The 22,467-nt window shown below is 62.4% G+C and carries 23 protein-coding genes; 4 read left to right on the top strand and 19 right to left on the bottom strand.

The features are described 5' to 3' along the window. Positions 1–12 precede the first annotated feature (12 nt). On the bottom strand, positions 13–177 hold the full coding sequence (locus Q0025_RS04150) for a Flp family type IVb pilin (RefSeq protein ID WP_297296313.1): 165 nt from the start codon (positions 175–177) through the stop codon (positions 13–15). A 432-nt stretch (positions 178–609) separates the two neighbouring features. Between Q0025_RS04150 and Q0025_RS04145 the strand changes: the two genes are divergently transcribed. Beyond that, the gene (locus Q0025_RS04145) at positions 610–1,020 is read left to right on the top strand and encodes a pilus assembly protein N-terminal domain-containing protein (protein WP_297296311.1); all 411 of its coding nucleotides are present in this window, start codon (positions 610–612) and stop codon (positions 1,018–1,020) included. 347 nt (positions 1,021–1,367) lie between these two features. On the opposite strand, the gene Q0025_RS04140 is transcribed toward Q0025_RS04145, so the two are convergent. Beyond that, complete coding sequence (locus Q0025_RS04140; protein ID WP_297296309.1) at positions 1,368–2,867, bottom strand: phosphomannomutase/phosphoglucomutase; 1,500 nt, start codon at positions 2,865–2,867, stop codon at positions 1,368–1,370. A 256-nt stretch (positions 2,868–3,123) separates the two neighbouring features. Between Q0025_RS04140 and fae the strand changes: the two genes are divergently transcribed. Beyond that, positions 3,124–3,645, top strand: coding sequence for a formaldehyde-activating enzyme (fae, locus tag Q0025_RS04135; protein ID WP_297296307.1), 522 nt, complete (start codon positions 3,124–3,126; stop codon positions 3,643–3,645). Between the two features lie 148 nt (positions 3,646–3,793). On the opposite strand, the gene Q0025_RS04130 is transcribed toward fae, so the two are convergent. The 5 genes from Q0025_RS04130 to Q0025_RS04110 form a co-directional block, all read right to left on the bottom strand. After that, positions 3,794–4,339 carry a TIGR02281 family clan AA aspartic protease gene (locus Q0025_RS04130; RefSeq protein ID WP_297296305.1) on the bottom strand — a complete coding sequence of 182 codons (546 nt, stop codon included), beginning with the start codon at positions 4,337–4,339 and terminating at the stop codon, positions 3,794–3,796. Positions 4,340–4,430: 91 nt separating this feature from the next. Then, complete coding sequence (locus tag Q0025_RS04125; protein WP_297296303.1) at positions 4,431–5,093, bottom strand: CoA transferase subunit B; 663 nt, start codon at positions 5,091–5,093, stop codon at positions 4,431–4,433. 10 nt (positions 5,094–5,103) lie between these two features. Continuing rightward, entirely contained in the window at positions 5,104–5,811 is a 708-nt protein-coding gene (locus tag Q0025_RS04120) for a CoA transferase subunit A (RefSeq protein ID WP_297296301.1), read from the bottom strand. Between the two features lie 91 nt (positions 5,812–5,902). Continuing rightward, positions 5,903–6,676, bottom strand: a complete 774-nt coding sequence (gene tam / locus Q0025_RS04115) for a trans-aconitate 2-methyltransferase (protein WP_297296299.1) — start codon at positions 6,674–6,676, stop codon at positions 5,903–5,905. A gap of 11 nt (positions 6,677–6,687) precedes the next feature. Next, complete coding sequence (locus tag Q0025_RS04110; protein ID WP_297296297.1) at positions 6,688–6,891, bottom strand: heavy-metal-associated domain-containing protein; 204 nt, start codon at positions 6,889–6,891, stop codon at positions 6,688–6,690. Between the two features lie 62 nt (positions 6,892–6,953). Between Q0025_RS04110 and Q0025_RS04105 the strand changes: the two genes are divergently transcribed. Further along, on the top strand, positions 6,954–9,254 hold the full coding sequence (locus Q0025_RS04105; protein WP_297296295.1) for a heavy metal translocating P-type ATPase: 2,301 nt from the start codon (positions 6,954–6,956) through the stop codon (positions 9,252–9,254). 98 nt (positions 9,255–9,352) lie between these two features. Here the strand turns inward: Q0025_RS04105 and Q0025_RS04100 are convergent, their stop codons facing one another. The 9 genes from Q0025_RS04100 to Q0025_RS04060 all read right to left on the bottom strand — a co-directional run bounded on the left by Q0025_RS04100 (position 9,353) and on the right by Q0025_RS04060 (position 19,481). Next, positions 9,353–11,107 carry a PAS domain S-box protein gene (locus Q0025_RS04100; RefSeq protein ID WP_297296293.1) on the bottom strand — a complete coding sequence of 585 codons (1,755 nt, stop codon included), beginning with the start codon at positions 11,105–11,107 and terminating at the stop codon, positions 9,353–9,355. A gap of 180 nt (positions 11,108–11,287) precedes the next feature. Next, complete coding sequence (moeB, locus tag Q0025_RS04095; RefSeq protein ID WP_297296291.1) at positions 11,288–12,106, bottom strand: molybdopterin-synthase adenylyltransferase MoeB; 819 nt, start codon at positions 12,104–12,106, stop codon at positions 11,288–11,290. 38 nt (positions 12,107–12,144) lie between these two features. Then, positions 12,145–12,759, bottom strand: coding sequence for a Holliday junction branch migration protein RuvA (gene ruvA / locus Q0025_RS04090; RefSeq protein WP_297296289.1), 615 nt, complete (start codon positions 12,757–12,759; stop codon positions 12,145–12,147). Further along, positions 12,756–13,274: a crossover junction endodeoxyribonuclease RuvC gene (ruvC, locus tag Q0025_RS04085; RefSeq protein ID WP_297296287.1), complete on the bottom strand. Its 519-nt coding sequence runs from the start codon at positions 13,272–13,274 to the stop codon at positions 12,756–12,758. The genes ruvA and ruvC overlap by 4 nt, the downstream gene beginning before the upstream one ends. Before the next feature lie 66 nt (positions 13,275–13,340). Next, positions 13,341–14,804 (bottom strand): chromosomal replication initiator protein DnaA, encoded by a 1,464-nt coding sequence (gene dnaA, locus Q0025_RS04080; RefSeq protein WP_297296285.1) that lies wholly within the window; start codon positions 14,802–14,804, stop codon positions 13,341–13,343. A gap of 1,025 nt (positions 14,805–15,829) precedes the next feature. Next, the gene (locus Q0025_RS04075) at positions 15,830–17,473 is read right to left on the bottom strand and encodes a cisplatin damage response ATP-dependent DNA ligase (RefSeq protein ID WP_297296283.1); all 1,644 of its coding nucleotides are present in this window, start codon (positions 17,471–17,473) and stop codon (positions 15,830–15,832) included. Further along, the gene (locus tag Q0025_RS04070) at positions 17,470–18,489 is read right to left on the bottom strand and encodes a ligase-associated DNA damage response exonuclease (protein WP_297296281.1); all 1,020 of its coding nucleotides are present in this window, start codon (positions 18,487–18,489) and stop codon (positions 17,470–17,472) included. Before Q0025_RS04070 ends, Q0025_RS04075 begins: the two co-directional genes overlap by 4 nt. Positions 18,490–18,539: 50 nt before the next feature. Next, positions 18,540–18,845 carry a hypothetical protein gene (locus tag Q0025_RS04065; RefSeq protein WP_297296279.1) on the bottom strand — a complete coding sequence of 102 codons (306 nt, stop codon included), beginning with the start codon at positions 18,843–18,845 and terminating at the stop codon, positions 18,540–18,542. Between the two features lie 237 nt (positions 18,846–19,082). After that, positions 19,083–19,481, bottom strand: coding sequence for a hypothetical protein (locus Q0025_RS04060; RefSeq protein ID WP_297296278.1), 399 nt, complete (start codon positions 19,479–19,481; stop codon positions 19,083–19,085). Between the two features lie 339 nt (positions 19,482–19,820). On the opposite strand from Q0025_RS04060, the gene Q0025_RS04055 reads away from it, so the two are divergent. Beyond that, on the top strand, positions 19,821–20,747 hold the full coding sequence (locus Q0025_RS04055) for a methyltransferase domain-containing protein (RefSeq protein WP_297296276.1): 927 nt from the start codon (positions 19,821–19,823) through the stop codon (positions 20,745–20,747). Between the two features lie 3 nt (positions 20,748–20,750). On the opposite strand, the gene Q0025_RS04050 is transcribed toward Q0025_RS04055, so the two are convergent. The 3 genes from Q0025_RS04050 to Q0025_RS04040 form a co-directional block, all read right to left on the bottom strand. After that, the gene (locus Q0025_RS04050; RefSeq protein ID WP_297296274.1) at positions 20,751–21,080 is read right to left on the bottom strand and encodes a polyhydroxyalkanoic acid system family protein; all 330 of its coding nucleotides are present in this window, start codon (positions 21,078–21,080) and stop codon (positions 20,751–20,753) included. 76 nt (positions 21,081–21,156) lie between these two features. Continuing rightward, positions 21,157–22,038, bottom strand: coding sequence for a CopD family protein (locus tag Q0025_RS04045; protein ID WP_297296272.1), 882 nt, complete (start codon positions 22,036–22,038; stop codon positions 21,157–21,159). Between the two features lie 65 nt (positions 22,039–22,103). Next, positions 22,104–22,463: a copper resistance protein CopC gene (locus tag Q0025_RS04040; RefSeq protein ID WP_297296270.1), complete on the bottom strand. Its 360-nt coding sequence runs from the start codon at positions 22,461–22,463 to the stop codon at positions 22,104–22,106. Positions 22,464–22,467 lie beyond the last annotated feature (4 nt).

Below are 22,467 nucleotides of genomic sequence, written 5' to 3'. Positions count from 1 at the left end.
TCGCCGACCGATTTAGGTCAAGTTGTTGGCGACGGCGTTGAACTTGGTGACCAACCTCGTGCCGACCGACGAAATCGCGCTGATGATCACGACGGCGATCAAGCCGGCGATCAGACCATATTCGATAGCCGTCGCACCGGACTCGTCCTTGGCGAAACGGGCCAAAATATTGCTCATGGTTGCTTCCTCTTCGCGAGTTTTCAAAAATTTATTCCTGCTTGGTGGCGGAATGGTCGGAGCATAAGCGGCTTTTGCTCAAAACCGCTTAAGCCACGGCGGCTTTTCGGACGCTTGAAATTATCGAGTTCTTAATGAGTGTGGAGGTGCCGCCAAAATCATTTGCGCTCGGCGAAGTCCCCGGCGCCGTGCCGGATTTAAATGACCCGTCAAGTATTTGCGCGGCCCCGCCAAGGGTTGAAATGGGCGGAATCGCCACGGCGCGTTCGCGTCAAAAAGGTCTGTTTGCGTCTTTGCGCGGCGCCGCGGTTTAGCAAAAATTCACTATTTCGGAGTGAAGTCCGAAGCAGAGTTTGTGTTCGCGAAGGGCAGCCGATGGGTCCGCAAATATCGAAGCTTTGGCGCCTTAGCGTGGCGGCTGCGGCTCTTTGCGTGTCTTTTGCGTCGGGGTTGTCGGCCTTCGCCGAAGGCACGCTGACCGTCACGGTGGATCAGGCGCAACTCGTCCCGATTCCCTCCAATGTGCGTACGCTCATCATCGGCAATCCAATGATCGCCGATGTGACGTTGCTGAAGACCGGCAATGCGATGGTTGTCACCGGCAAGGGCTTCGGCGAGACCAATCTCATCACTCTCGATGCCGCCGGCAAGGTGGTGACCAATTCCAATATTCTGGTCGTCGGCAACAGCAAGATGCTGGTGGTCCAGCGCGGTATGGACCGTCAATCCTATACATGCGCGCCGCGCTGCCAGCCGACCGCGGTTCTTGGCGACGACAAAAAGTTCTTCAGCGACGTGACGGCGCAAATTCAGGAGCACAATTCCGACGCGCTGGGCAAATAGCGCGTCCTTAGAGCGGGATGCGAAAAAGTGTCAGCGGTTTTTCGCGAAAAATCCCGCTCTACATTATGAGAATCGATCGCGTTTATGATTTCGGATCGATTTCGATCCGAAATCATCGCGATCTAATGCGGGATGCGAAAAAGTGTCAGCGGTTTTTCGCGAAAAATCCCGCTCTACATTATGAGAATCGATCGCGTTTATGATTTCGGATCGATTTCGATCCGAAATCATCGCGATCTAATGCGGGATGCGAAAAAGTGTCAGCGGTTTTTCGCAAACAATCCCGCTCCAACCGCTGATCGATCACGGTCATGATTTCGGGTCGAGTCGATCCGAAATCATATGGTCTAGATCGTCTGATTATAGGCACCGACTTCGGGATGGCGCCGCAGCACGGCGTCGACGGCCTTGAACATCTCGTGCAACCGCGCCTCTGACACGGGGCTTTCGACGACGACGACCAGTTCCGGCTTGTTCGACGAGGCGCGCACCAGGCCCCAGGTGCCGTCTTCGGTCACGACCCGCACACCGTTCACGGTCACGAGGTCGCGGATTTTTTGTCCGCCGACCGGTTCGCCCCTGGCCTGCATGTCGCGGAAGGCGGCGACGACCTCATCGACGATTCCATATTTGCACTCGTCGTCGCAGTGCGGCGCCATGGTGGGCGAGCCCCAGGTCTTCGGCAGATCGGCATAAAGATCGGCCATTGACTGACCGGGATTGCGGTCGAGCATTTCGAGCACGTGGATCGCGGTCAACAGCCCGTCGTCGTAGCCGCGCCCGACCGGCGCATTGAAAAAGAAATGCCCGGATTTCTCGAATCCGGCGAGCGCGTTCAGGTCGGTGACGCGGCGCTTGATATAGGAATGTCCGGTCTTCCAATAATCCGCCTTGACGCCATTGGCCTGCAGCACCGGATCGGTGAGGAAAAGTCCGGTCGATTTCACATCGACGACGAAGGTCGCGCCGGGATGAAGCTTCGACAAATCCCGCGCCAGCATCACGCCGATCTTGTCGGCGAAAATCTCCTCGCCGTGATTATCGACGACGCCGCAGCGGTCGCCGTCGCCGTCGAAACCGAGCCCGACATCGGCGCCAACCTCGCGCACCTTGTCGGCCATCGCATGCAGCATTTTCATGTCTTCGGGATTGGGATTGTAATGCGGGAAGGTATAGTCGAGCTCGGTATCGAGCGGCACGACCTCGCAACCGAGTTTTTCCAGAACCTGCGGCGCGAAGGCGCCTGCGGTGCCGTTGCCGCAGGCGGCGACGACTTTCAGTTTGCGCTTGAGCTTCGGCCGGTTCACGAGATCGGCGATATAGCGCGCCGAGAAGTTCGGCACATAGCGATAGCTGCCACCCTCAGCATAGCGATAGGTGCCGCCAAGGACGATTTCCTTCAGCCGGGTCATTTCGTCCGGCCCGAAGGTCACTGGCCGCTGCGACCCCATTTTGACGCCCGTCCAGCCGTTGTCGTTATGCGAGGCGGTCACCATCGCGACGGCCGGCACGTCGAGGTCGAATTGGGCGAAATAAGCCATTGGCGAGAGCGCCAGACCGATGTCGTGGACCTTGATGCCGGCGGCCACCAGGCCGGTCACCAGCGCGAGCTTGATCGACGATGAATAGCTGCGGAAATCGTGTCCGGTGACAATCTCCGGCCGCACGCCGAACTCGTGCAAAAGCGTCCCCAGGCCGAGGCCCAACGCCTCGACGCCCATCAGGTTGATTTCCTTTTCGAAAAGCCAGCGCGCGTCATATTCGCGAAAGCCCGTCGGCTTCACCATCGGCGTGCATTCATAAGCATAAGTATTGGGCTTGAGCGCGGGCTCTGGTTTCGGAAACATGCAAAATCCTCTGTGAAGCCGCGAATATCTTTGCGGGCGGGACGTTATGAGCGGGCCGGGCGGAGAGCAAGCCGATTTAGCCGAGGCGACCGATAAAGAATTCCCGCCGCTTCAGCGCCAAGCTTGCGCAAAATTGCGTCGCATGCGCCGCGCAGGGGCTCCGTTTCCAATCAAATAAATCGAGCGGCATCAAGGCGCCGGATCCGAAGAGCGGCTTTCGGCGTTTACACCAGGTCGTTTTGGATTGGAGGATCAAATGAGCAAGTCAAAGATCGACCGTGTGATGTTCGGCGAAGCGCTGGTCGGCGACGGCAAGGAGGTCGCCCATATCGATCTTCTGATCGGGCCGCGCGGCAGCCCGGCCGAGGCCGCGTTCTGCAACGCGCTGACCAATCAGAAAATCGGCGATAATGCGCTCCTCGCTCTCGTCGCGCCAAACCTGCCGGCAAAGCCGGCAACGGTGATGTTCAACAAAGTTCAGATCAAGGACGCCAAACAGGCGACGCAATTGTTCGGCCCGGCGCAGACCGCTGTCGCGCGGGCCGTTATCGATACGGTGAAGAAGGGGCTCATCCCCAAGGCGGAGGTCAATGACATCTTCATCTGCGTCGGTGTTTTCATCGAGTGGGACGCGAACGACGACAAGAAGATTCAAGATTGGAATTACGAAGCGACCAAGCTGGCGCTCGAGCGAGCCATTACCGGCGAGCCGACGATCGACGAAATCATCCAGCGATCGGATAGCATGAAGCACCCGCTCGCGGCGCGTGCTGCCTGAATTTCCAGTCACTACCGCGTCGCGCGAGGCCCGACCTAGAGCGGGATGCGAAAAAGTGTCCGCGGTTTTTCGCAAAAATCCCGCTCTAAATGATGAGAATCGATCACGTTTATGATTTCGGGTCGATTCGATCCGAAATCATCGTGATCTAGCGCTGCAGGATAAGCCTGCCATCGGAAATATGGACGCCGCCGAGGCGGCTCAGCGCGCTCATGCCGAGCAGGCTGCGGCCCAGCGCGCCGGGCTGCATGACCAAGGCATCGACATCGTCGATTTCGATATTGGCGATCCGCAGCGCGTTGAGATGCACCTTGGCCGCCGTGCCGATGCCGTTCGCGGTCATCGTCCGGTAGCGGAAGTCGGCCGGGGCGAGATTGATGCCGAGCGCATCGGCGTCCTCGCTCGTCAGCGACAGATAGGTCGCGCCGGTGTCGACGACGACCTGGATCGTCCGCCCGTCGATGTCGATATCGGTGAGATAATTGCCGGCGGCGTCGGGCGCGATTTCGACTGTGTCGAGGCTCTGGCTCCCCCGGCTCGCAGGCGCTGCCGCGAGGGCCGTGGCCGGCGGCTCTTCAACCACGGCAGGGGCCGGGCGTAGCAGGTTGACCGCCAGTCTGCCGTTGAGCATAGGGCCGAGGGCAAGTGTCGCAGCGATGACGACGGCCAGAAGAGTGAGGGCAAAACGCAGCATCAGAGGCGCCGTAAATCCGATCGCCAGCATGCGGCGAAAAGCTTTCGGCGCGATTAAGCCAAAGCCCGCGTTTTTGGGGCTCGGCGGGCCGTCAAGCGGCCTGCGAGCCGAGTTCCGGGTCGATTTTCAGATTGGCCTCGGTTTTCTGACGGATGTCTTCCACGCTGACGCCAGGCGCGAGCTCGATCAGCGTCAGGCCGGTGCCTCCCGTCTTGTCGACGGTGAAGACGCCGAGATCGGTGATGATGAGGTCGACGACGCCGGAGCCGGTGAGCGGCAGCGTGCAATGATGCAAGAGTTTCGGCTCGCCCTTGGCGGTATGTTCCATGACGACGACGACGCGCTTGACGCCAGCGACGAGATCCATCGCGCCGCCCATGCCCTTCACCATCTTGCCGGGAATCATCCAATTGGCGAGATCGCCGTTTTCGGCAACTTCCATCGCGCCGAGAATGGCAAGATCGATATGGCCGCCGCGGATCATGGCGAAACTGTCGGCCGAGGAAAAATAGCTCGTCGTCGGCAATTGGGTGATCGTCTGCTTGCCGGCATTGATGAGATCAGGATCCTCCTCGCCTTCATAAGGGAAGGGACCCATGCCCAGCATGCCGTTCTCGCTCTGCAATTGCACATCCATGCCAGGCGGAATGAAATTGGCGACAAGAGTGGGAATGCCGATGCCGAGGTTCACATAGAAGCCGTCGCGCAATTCCTTCGCGGCGCGTTCGGCCATCTGGTCGCGTGTCCAGGCCATGATCGTCTCCTCAAGCTGCGCCGCGCGGGCGCGTCGTGCGTTTTTCGATCGGCTTTGCCGGGTTCGGCGCATAGACGATCCGCTGCACGAAAATGCCCGGCGTATGGATGTCGTCCGGGTCGATGTCGCCCGCTTCGACGAGATGCTCGACCTCGGCAATGGTCAATTTGCCCGCCGTCGCCATCATCGGATTGAAATTCCGCGCCGTCTTGCGGAAGACCAGATTGCCTTCGGTATCGGCCTTGAACGCATGGACGAGGGAAATGTCGGCGATGAGGCCGCGCTCCATCACATAGGTCTCGCCGTCGAAGTCCTTGTGCTCCTTGCCTTCGGCGATGATCGTGCCGACGCCGGTCTTGGTATAAAAGGCGGGGATGCCGGCGCCGCCGGCACGAATGCGCTCGGCGAGCGTGCCTTGCGGATTGAATTCGAGCTCCAGCGCGCCGGACAGATATTGCTCGGCAAAAAGCTTGTTCTCGCCGACGTAGGACGAAACCATCTTCCGGATCTGTTTCGTCTCGAGCAGGATGCCGAGGCCGACGCCATCGACACCGGCATTGTTGGAGATGACGGTCAGGTCCTTGGCGCCGAGGTCGTGAATGGCTTGGATCAGGCTCGTCGGAATGCCGCACAGGCCGAAGCCGCCGGCCATCAGCGTCATGCCGTCCTTGAGGACGTCGGCGAGCGCGCTCCGCGCGTCGGGGTAGAGCTTGTTCATCCTCCGGCTGCCTCTTTTGTCGTGGGGGCGCGGCATTCCTAAGCCGCCCATTGGTGCAATGCAAGAAGCGCGCTGTCGGACGAAAGGCCGCTCAGCCGCGGACGGCGATGAAGAAGAAGCGCGGGAAGTGCAGCACAACACGGCCATCGGCGCGCGGCGGATAGGCCAACGCGACCGCGGCGCTATAGGCGTCGAGATAGGCCCTTTTTTCGGCCGCATCGAGCAAGGCGAGATAGGGGCGCAGGCCCGAGCCCATCATCCATTCGACGATCGCGGCCGGAGTCTCCAAAACGTGATGATAAATCGTATGCCAAAGGTCGAAGCTCCGGCACAGCGGCCGCAGCCGGTCGTAATAGACCTCCGGCGCAGGCAGAAGCTTGCGGGCCTCGCGGACACGGGCGAGCTTTTCCGCCCAGGGGCCATTCTCGGCCACGGTGCGCATCAGGATTTTGGCCGGCTCGCCCAGATTGTCGGGCATCTGGACGGCCAGCACGCCGCCAGACGGCAAGGCCTTGAGCAGGGTCTCGAAAACGTCGAGATGTCCGGGAATCCATTGGAACACGGCATTGGCGAAGAGCAAATCCGCCGGCCGCTCCGGCCGCCACTGCTGCAGATCCGCGGTTTGGAAATCGACCCCCGGCAGACTGGCGCGCGCCCGCGCCAGCATCTCCTCGGAGCTATCGATCCCGACGATCTCGGCGCCCGGAAAGCGCCGCATGAGAAGCTCGGTCGAATTGCCCGGGCCGCAGCCGAGATCATAGACGAGACGCGCATCGCCGACCGGGACCTGCGCCAAAAGATCGCGCGCCGCGCGGGTGCGCTCATCGCCATAGCGCAAATAGAGCTGAGGGTCCCAGGTCGACACGATTACGCCATTTAGGCTTCGAGCAAAGTGCTCTCGTAACCTACAGCCGCCAACGCTTCGGCGACAAGCTTCGGCAGCGTGCGCGTATCGACGGCAACCTCGCGCGCCGCGAGATCGCAGGAAACCTTGGCGCCCGGATCGAGGGATTTCACCGCGCCTTCGATCGTTCTCACACAGCCGTCACAATTCATTTTAGGAACCTTATAAAGTTGCATTGCACCTCCTCCGAAACTGGCAGCCCCTTGCGCGGCACGACGCCGCGGCCGATATTTGCAACATGTCTATTAGCGCGTCAGATACAAGCCCTAAAACGAGCGTAAACCTGAAGATCGAGGGCATGACGTGCGCCTCCTGCGTCAGTCATGTCGAGAAAGCTTTGTCCCGCGTGCCCGGCGTCGAATCGGCCAATGTCAATTTGGCGCGCGAAACCGCCCGGGTCGTCGTCACACCGGGGTCCGCAACCGTCGATGACCTGACCAAGGCGGTCGAAAGAGCCGGCTATTCGGCGCGGCCCGACGTTCCGGTCATTCCCGGCCATTCGCACCATGACATGGACGGTGCACCGGACAGCACGGATCATATGCATCACGGCGGCCCGCGCCGCGACGAGCTCATTCTGGCGATCGTGCTCACCGTGCCGGTCCTGCTGATGGCGATGGTACCGGACATGGTTCCGGCGCTCGACGATTTCATCCGTACTAATCTCGGCATCTTCCCCTGGCGGGTGACGCAGGCGCTGCTGACGACGGTCGTGCTTTTCGGGCCGGGCAGGGTGTTCTTCAAGACGGGTATCCCCGCCCTGCTGCGCGGCGCGCCGGAGATGAATTCGCTCGTTGCGCTCGGCACATTCGCCGCCTGGACCTATTCGATCGTCGCGACCTTCCTGCCGCAAGTCTTCCCGGCGGGCACGGCGAACGTCTATTTCGAAGCTGCCGCCGTCATCGCAACGCTCGTTCTTCTTGGCCGCTACATGGAGGCGCATGCCCGCCGCGAGGCGGGCTCGGCGATCGAACACCTGCTGCGGCTTGCACCCGATACCGCGACCGTGCTGCGCGACGGCGCGCCGGTAGAAGTCAAGCTCGACACGATCGTGCCGGGCGATATTCTGCTGATCCGCCCCGGCGACCGCGTGCCGCTCGATGGCGAGGTCATCGACGGCGCATCGCTGGTCGATGAATCCATGCTCACCGGCGAGTCGCAGCCGGTCAACAAAGCGCTCGGCGCGCAGGTTTTCGGCGGCACGGTCAATAGCAACGGCAGCCTGACGATCCGCGTCACCAAAGTCGGCGCCGATACCGTGCTGGCGCGCATTGTCCACATGGTCGGTGAAGCGCAGGGCGCAAAACTCCCGGTCCAGGCGCTCGCAGACAGAGTAACGGGCTGGTTCGTGCCGGCGGTCATTGCCGTGGCGCTGCTGACGTTCGTTTTATGGTTCGCCTTCGGGCCGCGTCCCTCGATCGCCTACGCGCTCGTCAATATGGTCGCAGTGCTCATCGTCGCATGTCCCTGTGCGATGGGTCTCGCAACCCCCGTTTCGGTGATGGTCGCGACCGGCCGCAGCGCACAGCTCGGCATTCTCTTCCGCGATGCGACGGCCTTGCAGACTTTGCGCGACGTGAGCGTCATCGCCTTCGACAAGACCGGCACGTTGACCGAGGGCCATCCGGCCCTGACCGATATCGAAGTCGCGGCGGGTTTCGATGCCGATAAAATCGTGGCCGCGGCGGCCGCGGTCGAAGCCTTGTCGGAACATCCGCTCGGCAAGGCTTTGGTGGCGGCGGCGAAGGCGCGCGGCCTCGCCGTTCCCAAAGCCGTGGATTTTCAGGCGACGCCCGGCTTCGGCGTCACCGCCGCCGTCGATAGCCAGGCGATAGCGATCGGTTCGGCGCGGTTCATGGCGAAGCTCGGCGTCGATGTCTCGATATTCGATGCGGCCGCGGCCACATTGAGCGAGGCAGGGAAATCGCCGCTCTTCGTCGCGCTTGGCCAGCGCGCCGCGGCGATCCTTGCCGTGGCCGATCCCGTCAAACCCTCCGCACAAGCGGCCATCGCAGCCCTGAAGAAGGATGGCCTCAGCGTTGCGATGGTCAGTGGCGATCGCAAGGCGACGGCTGAGGCCGTCGGCCGCGCGCTCGGCATCGACAGGGTGGAGGCGGAGGTCCTTCCCGAAGGCAAAGCGGCGGCGGTCAAGGATTTGCGCCCGCAGGGCGGCAAAATCGCCTTCGTCGGCGACGGCATCAACGACGCCCCGGCACTCGCCGCAGCCGATGTCGGATTGGCGGTCGGCACGGGCACGGATATCGCCATCGAAACCGCCGACGTCGTGATGATGCGCGACGATCTCGGCACGGTCGCCAGTGCCATCGATCTCAGCCGCGCGACATTGCGCAACATCAGCCAGAATCTGTTCTGGGCCTTGGCTTACAATGTGATCCTGATCCCGGTCGCGGCCGGCGCGCTCTACGGTTTCGGCCATATTCTTCTCTCGCCCATGCTGGCGGCGGCCGCGATGGCCTTCTCATCGCTCTTCGTCGTCGGCAATGCGATGCGGCTGCGACGCTTTCAGCCGCGCGCTTAGAATGCCGCCGGAGCGATCAGAGCGAGGAACAGGCCGAGCCGCGCAAGGTGTGAATAATCGCGGTGGCGCATTGCGCGAGGTCTAGGCCGGCATGCGCTTTAACCTGTCGGTTCGACTGCCTTCTCGCGCACGACGGATTTTGCCGGAACGTCCAGTTCCCAAATAACGCCCTCCGGCGCGAACGTCGCCTTGGATTGACCGCCGAGCGCCTGGCCGGCGATGCGCTCCATCACCATGCGCCCGAAACCGCGATGATCCGGAGCCTGCACCGGCGGCCCGTGCTCCTCGCGCCAGTTGAGCCGCATGCGCGGTTCGCCGCCATCATCGACGATCGACCATGAGACGACCACGATGCCGGCCTCGACCGAGAGCGCGCCGAACTTCGCCGCATTGGTCGAAAGCTCGTGCAGCACGATGCCGATGTTCTGCGCCGCTTCGGGCTGCAAGATGACGTCGCGACCCTGAATCAGAATGCGCGTATCGATGAGATCGCCGAAATGCTGAAGCTGCGAGCGGATCAATTGCGTCAGCGAGGCGCCGGCCCAATCGTCGATTGAGAGCAGATCGTGGGAGCCGGCGAGGCTCGACAAGCGTTCGCTGAACCGGCCGACGAAATCCTTCGGATCCGTCTGCAGCGATAAGGATTGACGTGCCATCGCCTGAATGACGGCGAGCAGATTTTTCGAGCGGTGCGTCAGTTCGCGCATCAGGAAATGCACGTGTTCTTCGCGCTGTTTTTGCGCCGTGATGTCGCGGATGATGAGCGAGGCGCCGAACAGATTGCCCTCGACGCTGCGTACCGGCGCACCCCTGATCCAGACGTCCAACGAGCGTCCGTCCCGGTCGAGACGGCGCGTCTGATATTCGACCGCTTCGCCGTTCATCAGCCGTTGCATCATCGTGGATCGCTCCTCCATCAGTTCGTCCGGCACGATGAATTGGGCGCTTTTGCCGATGACATCTTTGGCGGGATAGCCGAACAATTGCTCGGCGCCATAATTCCAGGTGCGAATGACGTCATCGAAATCGACGCTGACGATAGCGTCGATGGACGAAGCGACAATGGCCGCGAGCTGCGCATTACGCAATTCGCCGCGCTTGCGCCCGGTAATATCCGAGCAAAGGCAAAGGATGCGCTGGATCTCGCCGTCAGCGCGAAAGAAGCTGCCGCGGGCGCTGATCCAGCGGGTCGCGCCGTCGTCGGCGCGGCGGACGCGGAATTCGCGTTCGAATTGACCGCCTTCGCGGATCAGGCGCCGGTATTCCTTCGTCAAAGCGACGCGATCGTCGGGATGCACGACATTGAGGATCATCCCGAAGCGCAGCCGCTTTTCCGATGTGTTCGGGGGCAGGGCAAAGATCTGCGCGAATTTTTCCGACCATAGCGCACGCCGCGTGACAAGATCGCAATCGACGACGGCAAGGCCGCCGGTGTCCTGGACGAGTTGCAGGCGCGCTTCGGCGTCGCGCAACGCAAGGCGCGCGCGATTGAGGCGCAGAAGCGAGCGCACCAGCGTCATGAGTTCCGACGGTTCGAACGGATCGAGAAGAAACCCATCGATCGCTGCATCGATCGCGGGAGTGCTTTTGGCACTCGCCGCATGCGCCATGCGCAGCACTGCTGTCGATGGACTCCGCTCCTTGATGCTTTGATAGAAGGCGCTCTCGTCGCCTTCCGCGGCGTCGTCATTGACAATGATGAGGTCGAACGCTTCCGCATCGAGACAGCGTAACGCCTCGCGCCCCGTCTCGACGGCGGTCAGGCGCAGATCCGTTCGCTCCAAAAGCTCGACCTTCAATTCGCGCGAGAGCGGATCACGATCGACAATCAGCAGTTTTCGACTGGTGTCCATTCAAGCGGCGACCTGTTTGCGTCCACGGATCCCGAGTCTGCGGCCAAGGCTACGATTTGCCCAATCTCCCCCTAGCCTATGCTTTGAAGGAAACTTGGTTCCACATCGTAAGGGGTATTTGGCTTAAACAATTGCGAAAGATTAACAAACCCGGTCCACCCTGGCGGGAATGCCTGGAGCTCAAAGGGGCGGATCGGCTTCGCTAGGTTGGGTAACGGGCTTTAGCTTGACCGCAGAGCCGTTGAGCGGGTTGGCCTCGTCCCAGCCATAAGCGATTGTCTCAAAGCGCATCTGCGCCAGATCGACAAGCAGCAGACGGCCGACGAGCCCTTCGCCGAAGCCGACGATCTCGCGGATGATTTCATGCGCCGTCAGGCTGCCGAGCGCGCCGGCCAACGCGCCGATGACCCCGGCCTCTTCGCAGCTCGGCACCGTGCCTGGCGGCGGCGGTTCGGGAAAAAGACAGCGATAGGTCGGATTCGGCGCTCCGGATGCGGCGTTTTCGAAGGGCCGCAGCGTCGTCAGCGAGCCATCGAACGTGCCGATCGCGGCGGTGACGAGCGGCCGCTGCTCGTAGAAACAGGCGTCGGAGACGGCGTAGCGGGTGGCGAAATTGTCGGAGCCGTCGGCGACGATGTCCCAGCCCGAGACGCGCGCGCGCGCGTTCGCCGCGTCGATACGGGAAGCGATCGGTGTGAGCTTCACGTGCGGATTGAGGCGATGCGCGGCAACGGCGGCGCAATCGGCCTTGCGCTTGCCGATATCCTGCGTCGTATAAATCACCTGTCTTTGCAGGTTGGACAGCGAGACGACATCGTCGTCGACGATGCCGATCTCGCCAACGCCGGCCGCAGCAAGATATTGGATGACCGGCGTGCCGAGGCCGCCGGCGCCGACGACGAGAACGCGCGCAGCCTTCAATTTCTGTTGGCCAGGACCGCCGATATCGCGCAGGATCAGATGGCGCGCATAGCGCTCGACTTCGCTCTCGGAAAACATCGCCTCTATGTAATATGCCGCGCGAAAAAGTCGATGCTTTAGCGCGAGAGTTCGCGCAGGCCGCGGCGGATCAGCGCCGCCGCCTCGGCATTTTCGCCGAGTTCTGCGCGCGCGGCCGCAATCGCATTGGTCGCCTGCTGGCGGCTGTAATCGAGATTGATCAGCGCGGCGATCGCGTCCTCGATAGCCGGCGTCTCAGCCGCGCCGAGGGCTGCAGCCGTAGCGCCGGCAAGCGACGGTACGCCGAACGAAGCCGGCGCCTTGTCCTTCAATTCCGCGACGAGCCGCGCCGCCAATCGCGGACCGACACCCGGCGTGCGCGCCAGCGCCGACTTATCCTGACGCGCAATGGCCAAGCCGAGTTCGTCGGCGCTCAACATGCCGAGCAGCGCCAAGGCGACTTTCGCACCGACGCCTTGCACGGTCTGCAAGAGACGAAACCAATCGCGCTCGCCTTCGCTGAGAAAGCCATAGAGCCGGATCGAATCCTCGCGCACCTGCGTTTCGATGGCGAGCGTCGCGCCAGCGCCGGCCTGCGGCAGGCTTTGCAGGGTTCGCGTCGAGCCATGCACGACATAGCCGACCCCGTTTACGTCGAGGATCAGGAAATCCTCTCCGATCGAGTCGATCGTGCCGCGCAGCTTGCCGATCATGCCCGGCGCACCACCGCTGTCTTGCAATGATGCGCATGGGTGATGGCGATGGCGAGCGCATCGGCCGCATCGGCGGCGAGCCCCTGTGGGTCGAAGGCAGCGCATTTCGGCAACAGCATTCGTACCATCAGGGCGATCTGCGCCTTTTCGGCATGGCCCGTGCCGGTGACTGTTTTCTTGATGAGATTGGCGGCATATTCGGCGACGGGCAGGCCGGCGAGTGCCGGGACAACCAGCGCAATGCCGCGCGCCTGGCCGAGCTTCAGGGCCGATTGCGGGTCGCGATTGACGAAGGTCTCTTCGACCGCGGCTTCCTGCGGGGCATGCAGGTCGATGACACGGGCGAGCCCCTCGTGCAGACGGCGCAGGCGCACACCCAGTTCGTCGCGGCTATTCGAATGGATCGAGCCGCTCGCCACGTAGGAGAGGCGCGATCCGGCGTAATCGATGATGCCCCAGCCCATGTTGCGCAGGCCGGGGTCGATGCCGAGAATGCGAATCGCCGTAGCACCCATGCTCCGGCTTTACCTCTTTCCGCGCCCTTTGCCCATGCCACACGCTCGGTGCCGGCGCGGCGGAAATCAGTTCTCGGTCAACATCCGCTTCAAGAGCTCGATCTCTTCCGAGAGGCGGCCGTCGGTGCCGACGAGGGATTCGATCTTGCGCACGGCATGGAGGACCGTGGTGTGATCGCGGCCGCCGAAGCGCCGGCCGATCTCCGGCAGCGAGCGCGGCGTCAGCGTCTTGGCCAGGAACATGGCGATCTGGCGGGGGCGCACCACATTGGCGGTGCGCCGAGCGGAGAGAATATCTGCCTTCGTCACGTTGTAATGGCTGGCGACGAGCTTCTGAATATCCTCGATCTTGACCTTTTTCGGCTCGCGCGGGCGGATCAAGTCCTGGATCGCCCGTTCGGCCGCCTCGAGGCTCAGCGGTGCGCGGTTCAAGGAGGCATGCGCGACGAGCCGGTTGACGGCGCCGTCGAGATCGCGGCCGTTCGTCTGAATGACGCTCGCCACATAGGCCAGCACCGCGGGGGACAATTCGAACTGCGGGTGCAACACTTTCGCTGCGGCGACGCGGGCTTCGAGCATCCTGAGCCGCAGCGGCTCGTCGAGCGCGCCCATCTCGACACAGAGGCCGCCGGCGAGCCGCGAACGAACCCGCTCCTCGAGGGCTTCCAGTTCGCCCGGCGGCCGATCGGCGGCAATGACGATCTGGCGGCGCGCGTCGATGAGTGCGTTGAGCGTGTGGCAGAACTCCTGCTGGATCGATTTGCCGCGCAGGAATTGCACATCGTCGATCACGAGAAGATCGATCGCCCGCAATTTCTCCTTGAACGAGATCGCCGTCGCGGCCTCCAAGGCGCTGGCGAAACTGTGCATGAATTTCTCGGCCGTCAGATAGATGACCCGGCGCCGCTGCCCGGCTGCGGCATGGGCGATGGCCTGCAGCAGATGGGTTTTGCCAAGACCGACGGAGGCGTGGATATAGAGCGGATTGAAGCGCACCGCCTCGCCTGGCGCTGCCGAGGCGATGTCCTGTGCCGAAGCATAGGCGAGCTGGTTGGAGCGGCCGACGATGAAGGTCGCGAAATTCAACCGCCGGTCGAGCGGCGAGCCGCCGAGAGTTTCCGTCTCGCCGTGTCCGCGCGCCGTCGTTTTTACGTCCTTTTCTTTGGGCGCTCCGGCGCGTGCCGGCTCATTGCCATGGCCGCGCGGCTGCGACGCTTCGAAAGTCCCGGCGTCGTGAGATTCCTCATGGTCGAGGCGCGGCTGCGCGTTGCTGCCGACCGGGACGCGGGTCGAGGACCGGACCGTGATGACGACCTGTTTTACCGCCGGGAATTCGCCGCCGATCGCTGCGAGAATCCGCGCCGCATAATGCGTCTGGATCCACATTTTCAAGAATTTCGTCGGTACCGAGAGATAGGCGACATCGCCCGCAAGCTGCGCCAATTCAAGGCGCAGAAACCAGGAGCTATAGGTCGCCTCGCCAAGCTCCGCCTTCAGCCGGCGGCAGATCGCAGCCCATGAATCTTTCATATTGGTTTTCGATGACGAAGCGTCTTCGTTGGATTCAGTTCGGCGTGGGTTTAGCATCGGCTTTCATCTCAGAGAATAGAGGTCCGTCGGCGCAAAGCACCGTTGCAGAAGCCTTCTGCAGAAAAGTGAAATTCAACTGGCGCTTAGCGAGACGTTTGCGGGCTCAAGGGCCGTCTATTATCGCGCTCGCCGGCGCTGCTCAACGCACCAACAGCGCTCGGTAGCGGGTAAAATCCCCGTCCGTGCGAAAACGATACGCTGAAGATCTGCCGCAAGAATTTTGTCGAGCAACAACAGCCCTTGTCATAGCCAAAAATCCCCCATCTTCGAAATCGAAATTTCGAAGCCCAAGCAGTTCATACGCGACTGGTGAGTTAAGCTGAGCGCTACTCTAAGCCCCTTCCCGCGGCACGCAAATACTCTTTGCAAACTTTCCTTACGGCTCTCTCCGACGCGACTTTCATGCGCAAAACTACGCAGAAAAATCGCTGTCACTTAGGAAAAAACGCGCTCGAGGTTCGCTCGAAGCATTGGTGCAGTCGGTGCGCCCGGCCACGGAAGAAACTCTAACATAGAACTAACGCCTCGCAAGAAAATCGTGTCACGAAAATTTCATGGCAATGCCGCGTGGCCGCTGCGGCTTGCGTTATCGTGTAGCGCGCCGGCGGTGTAACCCAATGATTCAAAGGAAATCTAACCATATGTTGAAGCCGTGCGCGGTGAAGCTTCCTCGCATCGTCCTTGCATCGAAGTGAAACGTGAAGAAGCGACCGAACCGATACCGATTTTGAACGCGTTCCGGCGCTTTGCCTTTAAAACGTTGAATCGCATAGAACTTGATTGAGCGGCAAAAGACGCTCCGAAAACGCAGCGCGGTGCAAAACGCCGAGGCGTTCATCCCGCCGTGTCAAGCGCGCAAGACGCGTGCTCGCCTTTATGACGATTGCGTTGCCGAAGTGAGACTCTTGCTTTTTGCCGTCGCGCCGGCTTCATGTGACATGCCTTTTGCGCCACGGTCGCACGGTTCATGCGATGATCAGGCGTTCGAGCGTCTCCAGGCGGTCCGCCTCCCGCGCCGGCTTGTCCCAGCGGATACGGTTGATACGGGGAAAGCGCATGGCGACGCCGGACTTGTGGCGGCTGGAGCGGTTCAGCCCCTCGAAGGCGATTTCGAGCACGAGCCCGTCGTCTTTCCCGTAGGCGACTTCGCGCACCGGGCCGAAACGATTGGTTGTGTGATTGCGCACATAGCGGTCGAGAAGCCGCAACTCCTCGTCGGTGAAGCCGAAATACGCCTTGCCGACGGGCACCAGTTCATCGCCGCCGGTCGCGGCGCGCCAGACGCCGAAGGTGAAATCGGAATAGAACGACGAGCGCTTGCCGTGGCCGCGCTGCGCATACATAAGCACCGCGTCGACGGCGAAGGGATCGCGCTTCCATTTATACCAAAGGCCTTTCGGCCGGCCGGGCACATAGATCGAATCCCGCCGCTTGAGCATGACGCCTTCGATGGCGGCCCAATCGGCGCCGGCGCCGGCGCTTGCCGGGTCGTGCCGGGCGGCGGCGAGAAAATCCCACGATGCGAACGCGATCTCCGGCGACAGATCAAGGCGTTCGACGCGGGCGGCGGCGACGAAGGCTTCGAGTTTTTGCCGCCGCTCGGCGAAGGGCAGGGCGCGCAGGTCCTCGCCGTCCAAGGCGAGCAGGTCGTAGGCGCGGATATGTGCCGGGAAATCGCTTAGGAGGGCGGCGGTTACCTGTTTGCGGTTGAGCCGCTGCTGCAGCACGCCAAAAGCCTGCACGCGGCCGTCGCGCACGATCAGCAATTCGCCGTCGAGAGAGAAGGATTCGGACGCCGCCCGCCCGAGCCTGTCGACCAGGTCCGGAAAGGCAGCGGAAATCTCTTCGCCGGTGCGGGAGTAAAGCCGAATGATTTTTCCCCGCGGCCCGCGGCCGACAGCCGCCTGGACCCGGATCCCGTCCCATTTCCATTCCGCGGCGAAATCGGCCGGCGTCAAAGCCGCCAGCTCTTTTTCGGTGACGGCATGGGCGAGCATCGCCGGGCAGAAGCGCGCCGGATCGGCCGGATCGGGCCGCGCCTCGCGGCCTTCGAGCCAGGCGAAAAGATCGAGATAGGGCGGCGCCAGTCCATGCCAAAGATCTTCGATGTCGTTGGCGCTATACCCGCCGAGTTCGGCCACTGCCTGTTTGGCGAGCCGTGCCGAAACCCCCACGCGCAAGGCCCCGGTGATGAGTTTGAGGAGCGCCCAGCGGCCAGTCTCGTCGAGCGCATCGAGCAGCCGCGCCAAGACGCGCGGCAGATCGAGTTTGCTTGCGCTTTCCAGCGTTTCGATCACTTCGGCGAGCCCCGGCGGCGGCGCGGCCGTTTCGTCGGCTTTGCCCGGCCAGAGCAGCGCGACGGTTTCCGACAGATCGCCGACGAAATCATAGGAGAGATCGAACAGGACCGGATCGACGCGCTCATAAATCAGCATGCGGATGAGCGCCGGCTTGGCGAGGCGGAAACTCAGGGCGCCCGTCAGCGCGGCGAGCCCGAAGCCCCGGTCGGGATCGCCGACCTGGCGGAAATAATCCGTCATCAGCCGCAATTTGCCGAGTCGCGACGGCTCGTAGGCCAAGCGGTCGAGGAGGGCCGCGAAACGGTTCACGCGCCGGTCTCGGGCGGCGCGTCCGCCTCTTCGTCGCCGTAGCCGAGAATGTGCAGCGGCTCAGCGTTGAGGCCGCGCTGGCGGAAGCAATGAACTAAGGCGTCCGGTTCGCCGTGCGTGACCAGCAATGTTTCGCAGTTGGTTTCTTGGATCGTCGCACAGAGTCCATCCCAATCGGCGTGATCGGAGATGACGAGCGGCAATTCAATGCCGCGTTGGCGGGCATGCGCTCGCACCCGCATCCAACCGGAGGCGAAGGCCGTCAGCGGCTCGGCAAATTTTCGGCTCCAAAGATCGTTGAGGGCGGTCGGCGGACAAAGAACGATTTCGCCCGGCAGATCGCCTGCGCCGGTCGCCCGGCGCACATCGCCCAGCGCGATTCCCGCTTCCTGGTAATAGGCGGTGATTTTCTCGAGCGCACCATGGATATAGACCGGCCGGTCATAGCCCGCGGCGCGCAGCAGCGCGATCACGCGTTGCGCCTTGCCAAGCGCGTAGACGCCGACGAGATGCGTCCGTTCGGGAAAGAGCCGCTGCGAGGCAAGAAGCTTGTCGATTTCGGCGGCGGTCTTGGCATGGCGGAAAACCGGCAGTCCGAAGGTTGCTTCGCTGATGAACGTGTCGCAGACAAGCGGCGTGAAACGGGCGCAGGTCGGGTCGGCCTCGCGCTTGTAATCGCCGGAAATCACCGTGCGGGCGCCGCCGCGTTCGAGCTGGATTTGCGCCGAGCCGAGGACATGGCCGGCGGGATGGAAGCTGACGGCAACGCCGCCGACGCCGAGCGTTTCGCCATAGGCCACGGACTGCGTGGCGCCGGCAAAATTTTCGCCGTAGCGCACCGCCATGAGCGCCAGTGTCTCTGCCGTCGCGAGCACTTGCGCGTGCCCTGCGCGGGCGTGATCGGCATGTGCGTGGGTGATGATTGCGCGCCCGACCGGCCGCAGCGGATCGATAAAAAAATCGCCCGCCGCGCAATAGAGCCCAGCGGGTTTTAGCGTCAGGAGACCGGCTTGCATCCCCTCAAGATAGGCATGCGCGAAGGTCCCGAAAAGCGTGGCGGCCTTGTCTATTCGCAGGCCATTCCGCGCGGCACGTAAAGGCCGCCATAGGGGCCCTGCGCAGTGGTCACGACCTTCGTCGCGCGGACGCATTCGTCATCGCCATCGCGACTCAGAGCGACGGAGGGTCCCTGCGCCAGCGGGGCGTAGCTTGTCTTTTCGGTTGGAAGACTGCGATAGCCGAGATCGGCGCGCATCGGCGAACCGAAAATCGGCGAGCCGAACACCAACGCGGCTGCAAGGCACGACAGACCAATGCCAACCACCATCGACCGCATAACGCCACCATCGAGGATTTGCCGAGACGACTGCATAGTCTGCCCCTCCACTCAATCCTTACGCCGCAATTAAACAATAAGGCGGGGGACCAGGGGGTCGGTGCGCAAACGCACATGCGCCAACTCCGCGGTTGCCGCCGGGTTGCATGACGCAGAAACAAAAAAGAAGTCTTGCAAAAAAGACGGGGAATTTTGGTGCGCCGGTAGGCAAGCCGCTACCACGCGGCTTGCCCTTGATCTCATTGCCCGATTCAGGCTCCGGCTACGCGGATTTTAGTAAGGATAATAATACGGATATCCGTAATAGGGCCGGCAATGGTAATAGCCGTAATAATAGCCGCAGGGGTAGCCGTAGCCGTAATAATAAGGATAGGCGAGCGCGCTGCCGAGCGCGAGACCGCCGATCAGACCGGCCGCGCCCCAGCCCCAGCCACCACCATAACCGCCATAATAGCCGCGGCGCCAACCACCGCCCCAACCGCCGCCGCGCCAGCCACCGCCCCAACCACCACCGTGCCAGCCGCCGCCGTGCCAACCGCCGCCGCCATGCCAGCCGCCGCCGCCCCAACCGCCATGGAAAGCCATGGCCGGCGTGGATGACGAGACAACGCCAATGCTGAGCGTGGCGGCCACCAGACTGCTGGCAACCAGCTTCTTCATGAAAGGCGACATTGCTCTCTCCTCTGATTCACGGCCGGCCAAACTCAAGCCCGCCTTGAAGGCAAAATTCTCAGATAATCCCGGCAGTTCCCACCTGCGGGCCGTACAGCTGTGAGACAGTTCGCTGCCTCTATCCGAGCCTACGGACTGAACCCGTCTCATGCCCATTTAATCGAGCATCGACTTGAACTCACGATGAACATTTGTCGGTGCGCCGGCGCACGCTTTCCCGGGGCGTCGTAAATGCTTAATTAAGACAGTGAGTTAATGGACCATCACAAGCCGGCCATCGCCGCCCGCCGCGCGGTTGGATGGCATTAGGAAAGAGATGAAGAAAGAGACCGCAAGGCGATGATGGGCGAATTCATCCGCGATGCAGCGCTTCTGCTTTCCTCTGGCGATCTGATCGCCGATCGCCGTTTCGCCTATGCGGCTGATTATGCCGCGCGCGGCGACCATCATGCAGCGCACGATTTGCTACAACAGGTTCTCGAACGCGTGCCGGCCTGGGCTGCTGCCTGGTTCGCGCTGGGCGAGGCCTGCGCTGCACTCGGCAAGTTTGACGCGGCGTGCGCCGCCTATGAACGCGCTTTGGCCGTAGCGCCACACGACGCTCTGGGCGCCGCTCTCAAGCTCGCGCAATTCGGTGCTGCGCCGCTGCCGGACACTGCGCCCGACGCCTATGTGAAACGCCTTTTCGATGATTATGCTGATCGTTTCGAGACGCATCTCGTTGGCCGGCTTGGTTATCGCGGGCCGCAGCTTTTGGCCGATGCGATCGCGCGCCTGCGCCAGACGCCTTTCGCGCAAGCGATCGATCTCGGCTGCGGCACGGGGCTCTGCGGCGAGCGGTTCCGCGCCGATGTCGGCCAGCTTGCCGGCGTCGATCTTTCGCCGCGGATGATCGCGCAAGCGCGGGCGAAACATATCTACGACCGGCTCGACGTCGCCGACATAGAAACGTTCCTTGCTGGCGAAGCGGCCGGCAGCGCCGATCTTGTGCTGGCGGCGGACGTGCTCGTCTATATCGGCGATCTGCGGCCGCTCTTCGCCGCCGCGCACCGCGTGCTACAGCGGCACGGGCTCTTTGCTTTCACCGCGCAAACGGCATCGCGCGGGTTCGAACTGGGCGATGATCTGCGTTATGCGCACGCCCCCGGCTACATCCGCGAGGTCGCGCGCGAGAGCGGTCTCTCGCTGCCTCTGCTGGAGCATGCCGCGGCGCGCCGTGGCGCTGGCGGCGATGTTGCGGGATTGGTCGCGGTGCTCGAAAAATGAGGTTCAGGATTGCTTCGGCGCATAGCCGAGCGCGAGCGTATCTTTCGCCGTCGCCGTCAATTTGGCGCGCAGCGGCGCCGCGAGTCTCGCGAGCAGCCAAGGCAGAACGATCTCGATGCGGACGCTGTCGGCCGACACATCAATGCGCGCCTTCGCTTCCTGCGCCAGCGCGACGACGCGGATATTCGCCGTATCGCCCGTCCAGACGATCTCCGAATAGGCGAATTTATTGATGTATTCCTGCTTGAGACGGTCGATTTCCGCAGCAATGCGCCGGCGCGCCTCGTCGGCGCCGAGGTTATGCGGGACGGCAATGACGATTGAATCCGACATGGACTTTTCCCACCTTTACGGCCCGAGTCTGGCCCGAGGCGGACGCTGAAGGCAAGCTCCAAAGCAACCTTTGCGGCTAATTCGGCGGCGGCGTCACGCCAAGAAGCGCGGCGGCGCCGATCACGATGATCCCGAGCGCCAATTCGGTGCTGATGCTTGCGGCAAGGCGCGCCGGCATGGCCCGCGAATGGGCGCCGAGCCGCGGCAAAGCGATGAAGCGATTGTATGAAGCCAAAGCCAGCATCAGCGCGACCAGCAACAGCTTGGTGATGAGAATTGCACCATAATCCGTTGCCGCGAGGCGACCGATATGGCCCGCTAGGCGGAACCAGGTATTGGCGAGGCCGCTCAACAGAATGAACACGACCGCAGCCGTCGCCAGCGTCGAATAGCGCGACAAGACGGTGATGGTATCGGCCGGCGCAGCGCGCGCGCGCAGCGAAAAAAGCAGAACGGGCAGCCCGCCGACCCAGGCGGCGCCGGCCAGAACATGGGCGCCATAGGCGGCGATCATCATCGCGCCGGAAAGATTGGCGCCGCCATTGGCGGCATGGCCAAGCCAGGCTTGATCGATCAGCAAGCCGGCGGCGATCAGAAGCCAAGCCATAAACCGGATGCGCCGGGGCAAGACGATCGCAAGCACTGCCGCGGCGAGCAGGACGAGCCGGATAATGACGATCGGTCCGAACCGCGTTGCGAAAAAGAAGGCCTTGAGGGCGCCGGGCGTCGCAGCTTCGCCGAAGCCGCCGACTATGTTGGCGATGAGCGCAGCGATCCAGACGAAGCCCGAGATCGCCGCGGTGATGGCGACGACATGCAACAGCCGATCGGCCGCATGAAAGACACGTGCCGCATGGGCGCCGCACGTCAGCAGGAACGCGAGCGGACACCCGAAGAGCGCGAAAAGCGCGGCAAAATGAACCCACCGCGCGGCAACGAGGATTTCGATCGTCGTCATCGGATAGACAAACTGATGGTGCGAAAAAGCTCGCGCCGGGAGTGAACCGGCGCGAGGCGCTTCGATTATGGGGAGATCGTGAACTTATACGTGCCTTGCGTGCGGTGTGTATCGACCGATACGACGTGCCAGCTGACGCTATACGTGCCGGGCTTCAGTGCATGAATAAGCCGCACATGCAGCGAGTTCGCCGGGCCGAAGACCGGACTTCCGATCGCAACGGCGCCAGATGGGCCGCTGACGCGTACGCCAGAAAAGGCCGGCACGATGTCTTCGGTAAAGGTCAGCTCCAACTCGACAGGGGATGAGCCCATCGTCGTGCCGACACTTGGCACCGCATGATCGAGAAAGGCATGCGCGAAGGCTGCGGTGGGCAGGATTGCGGCGAGGCAGACCGCGCCAATAAAAAGCAAAGTGCGTTGCATGATC

This window comes from uncultured Methylovirgula sp. (assembly GCF_947646745.1).
In the GTDB taxonomy this organism is placed as follows: domain Bacteria; phylum Pseudomonadota; class Alphaproteobacteria; order Rhizobiales; family Beijerinckiaceae; genus Methylovirgula.
The sequence above is the reverse complement of the archived record's forward strand: the minus strand, read 5'-3'. Positions and strand labels throughout refer to the sequence as shown.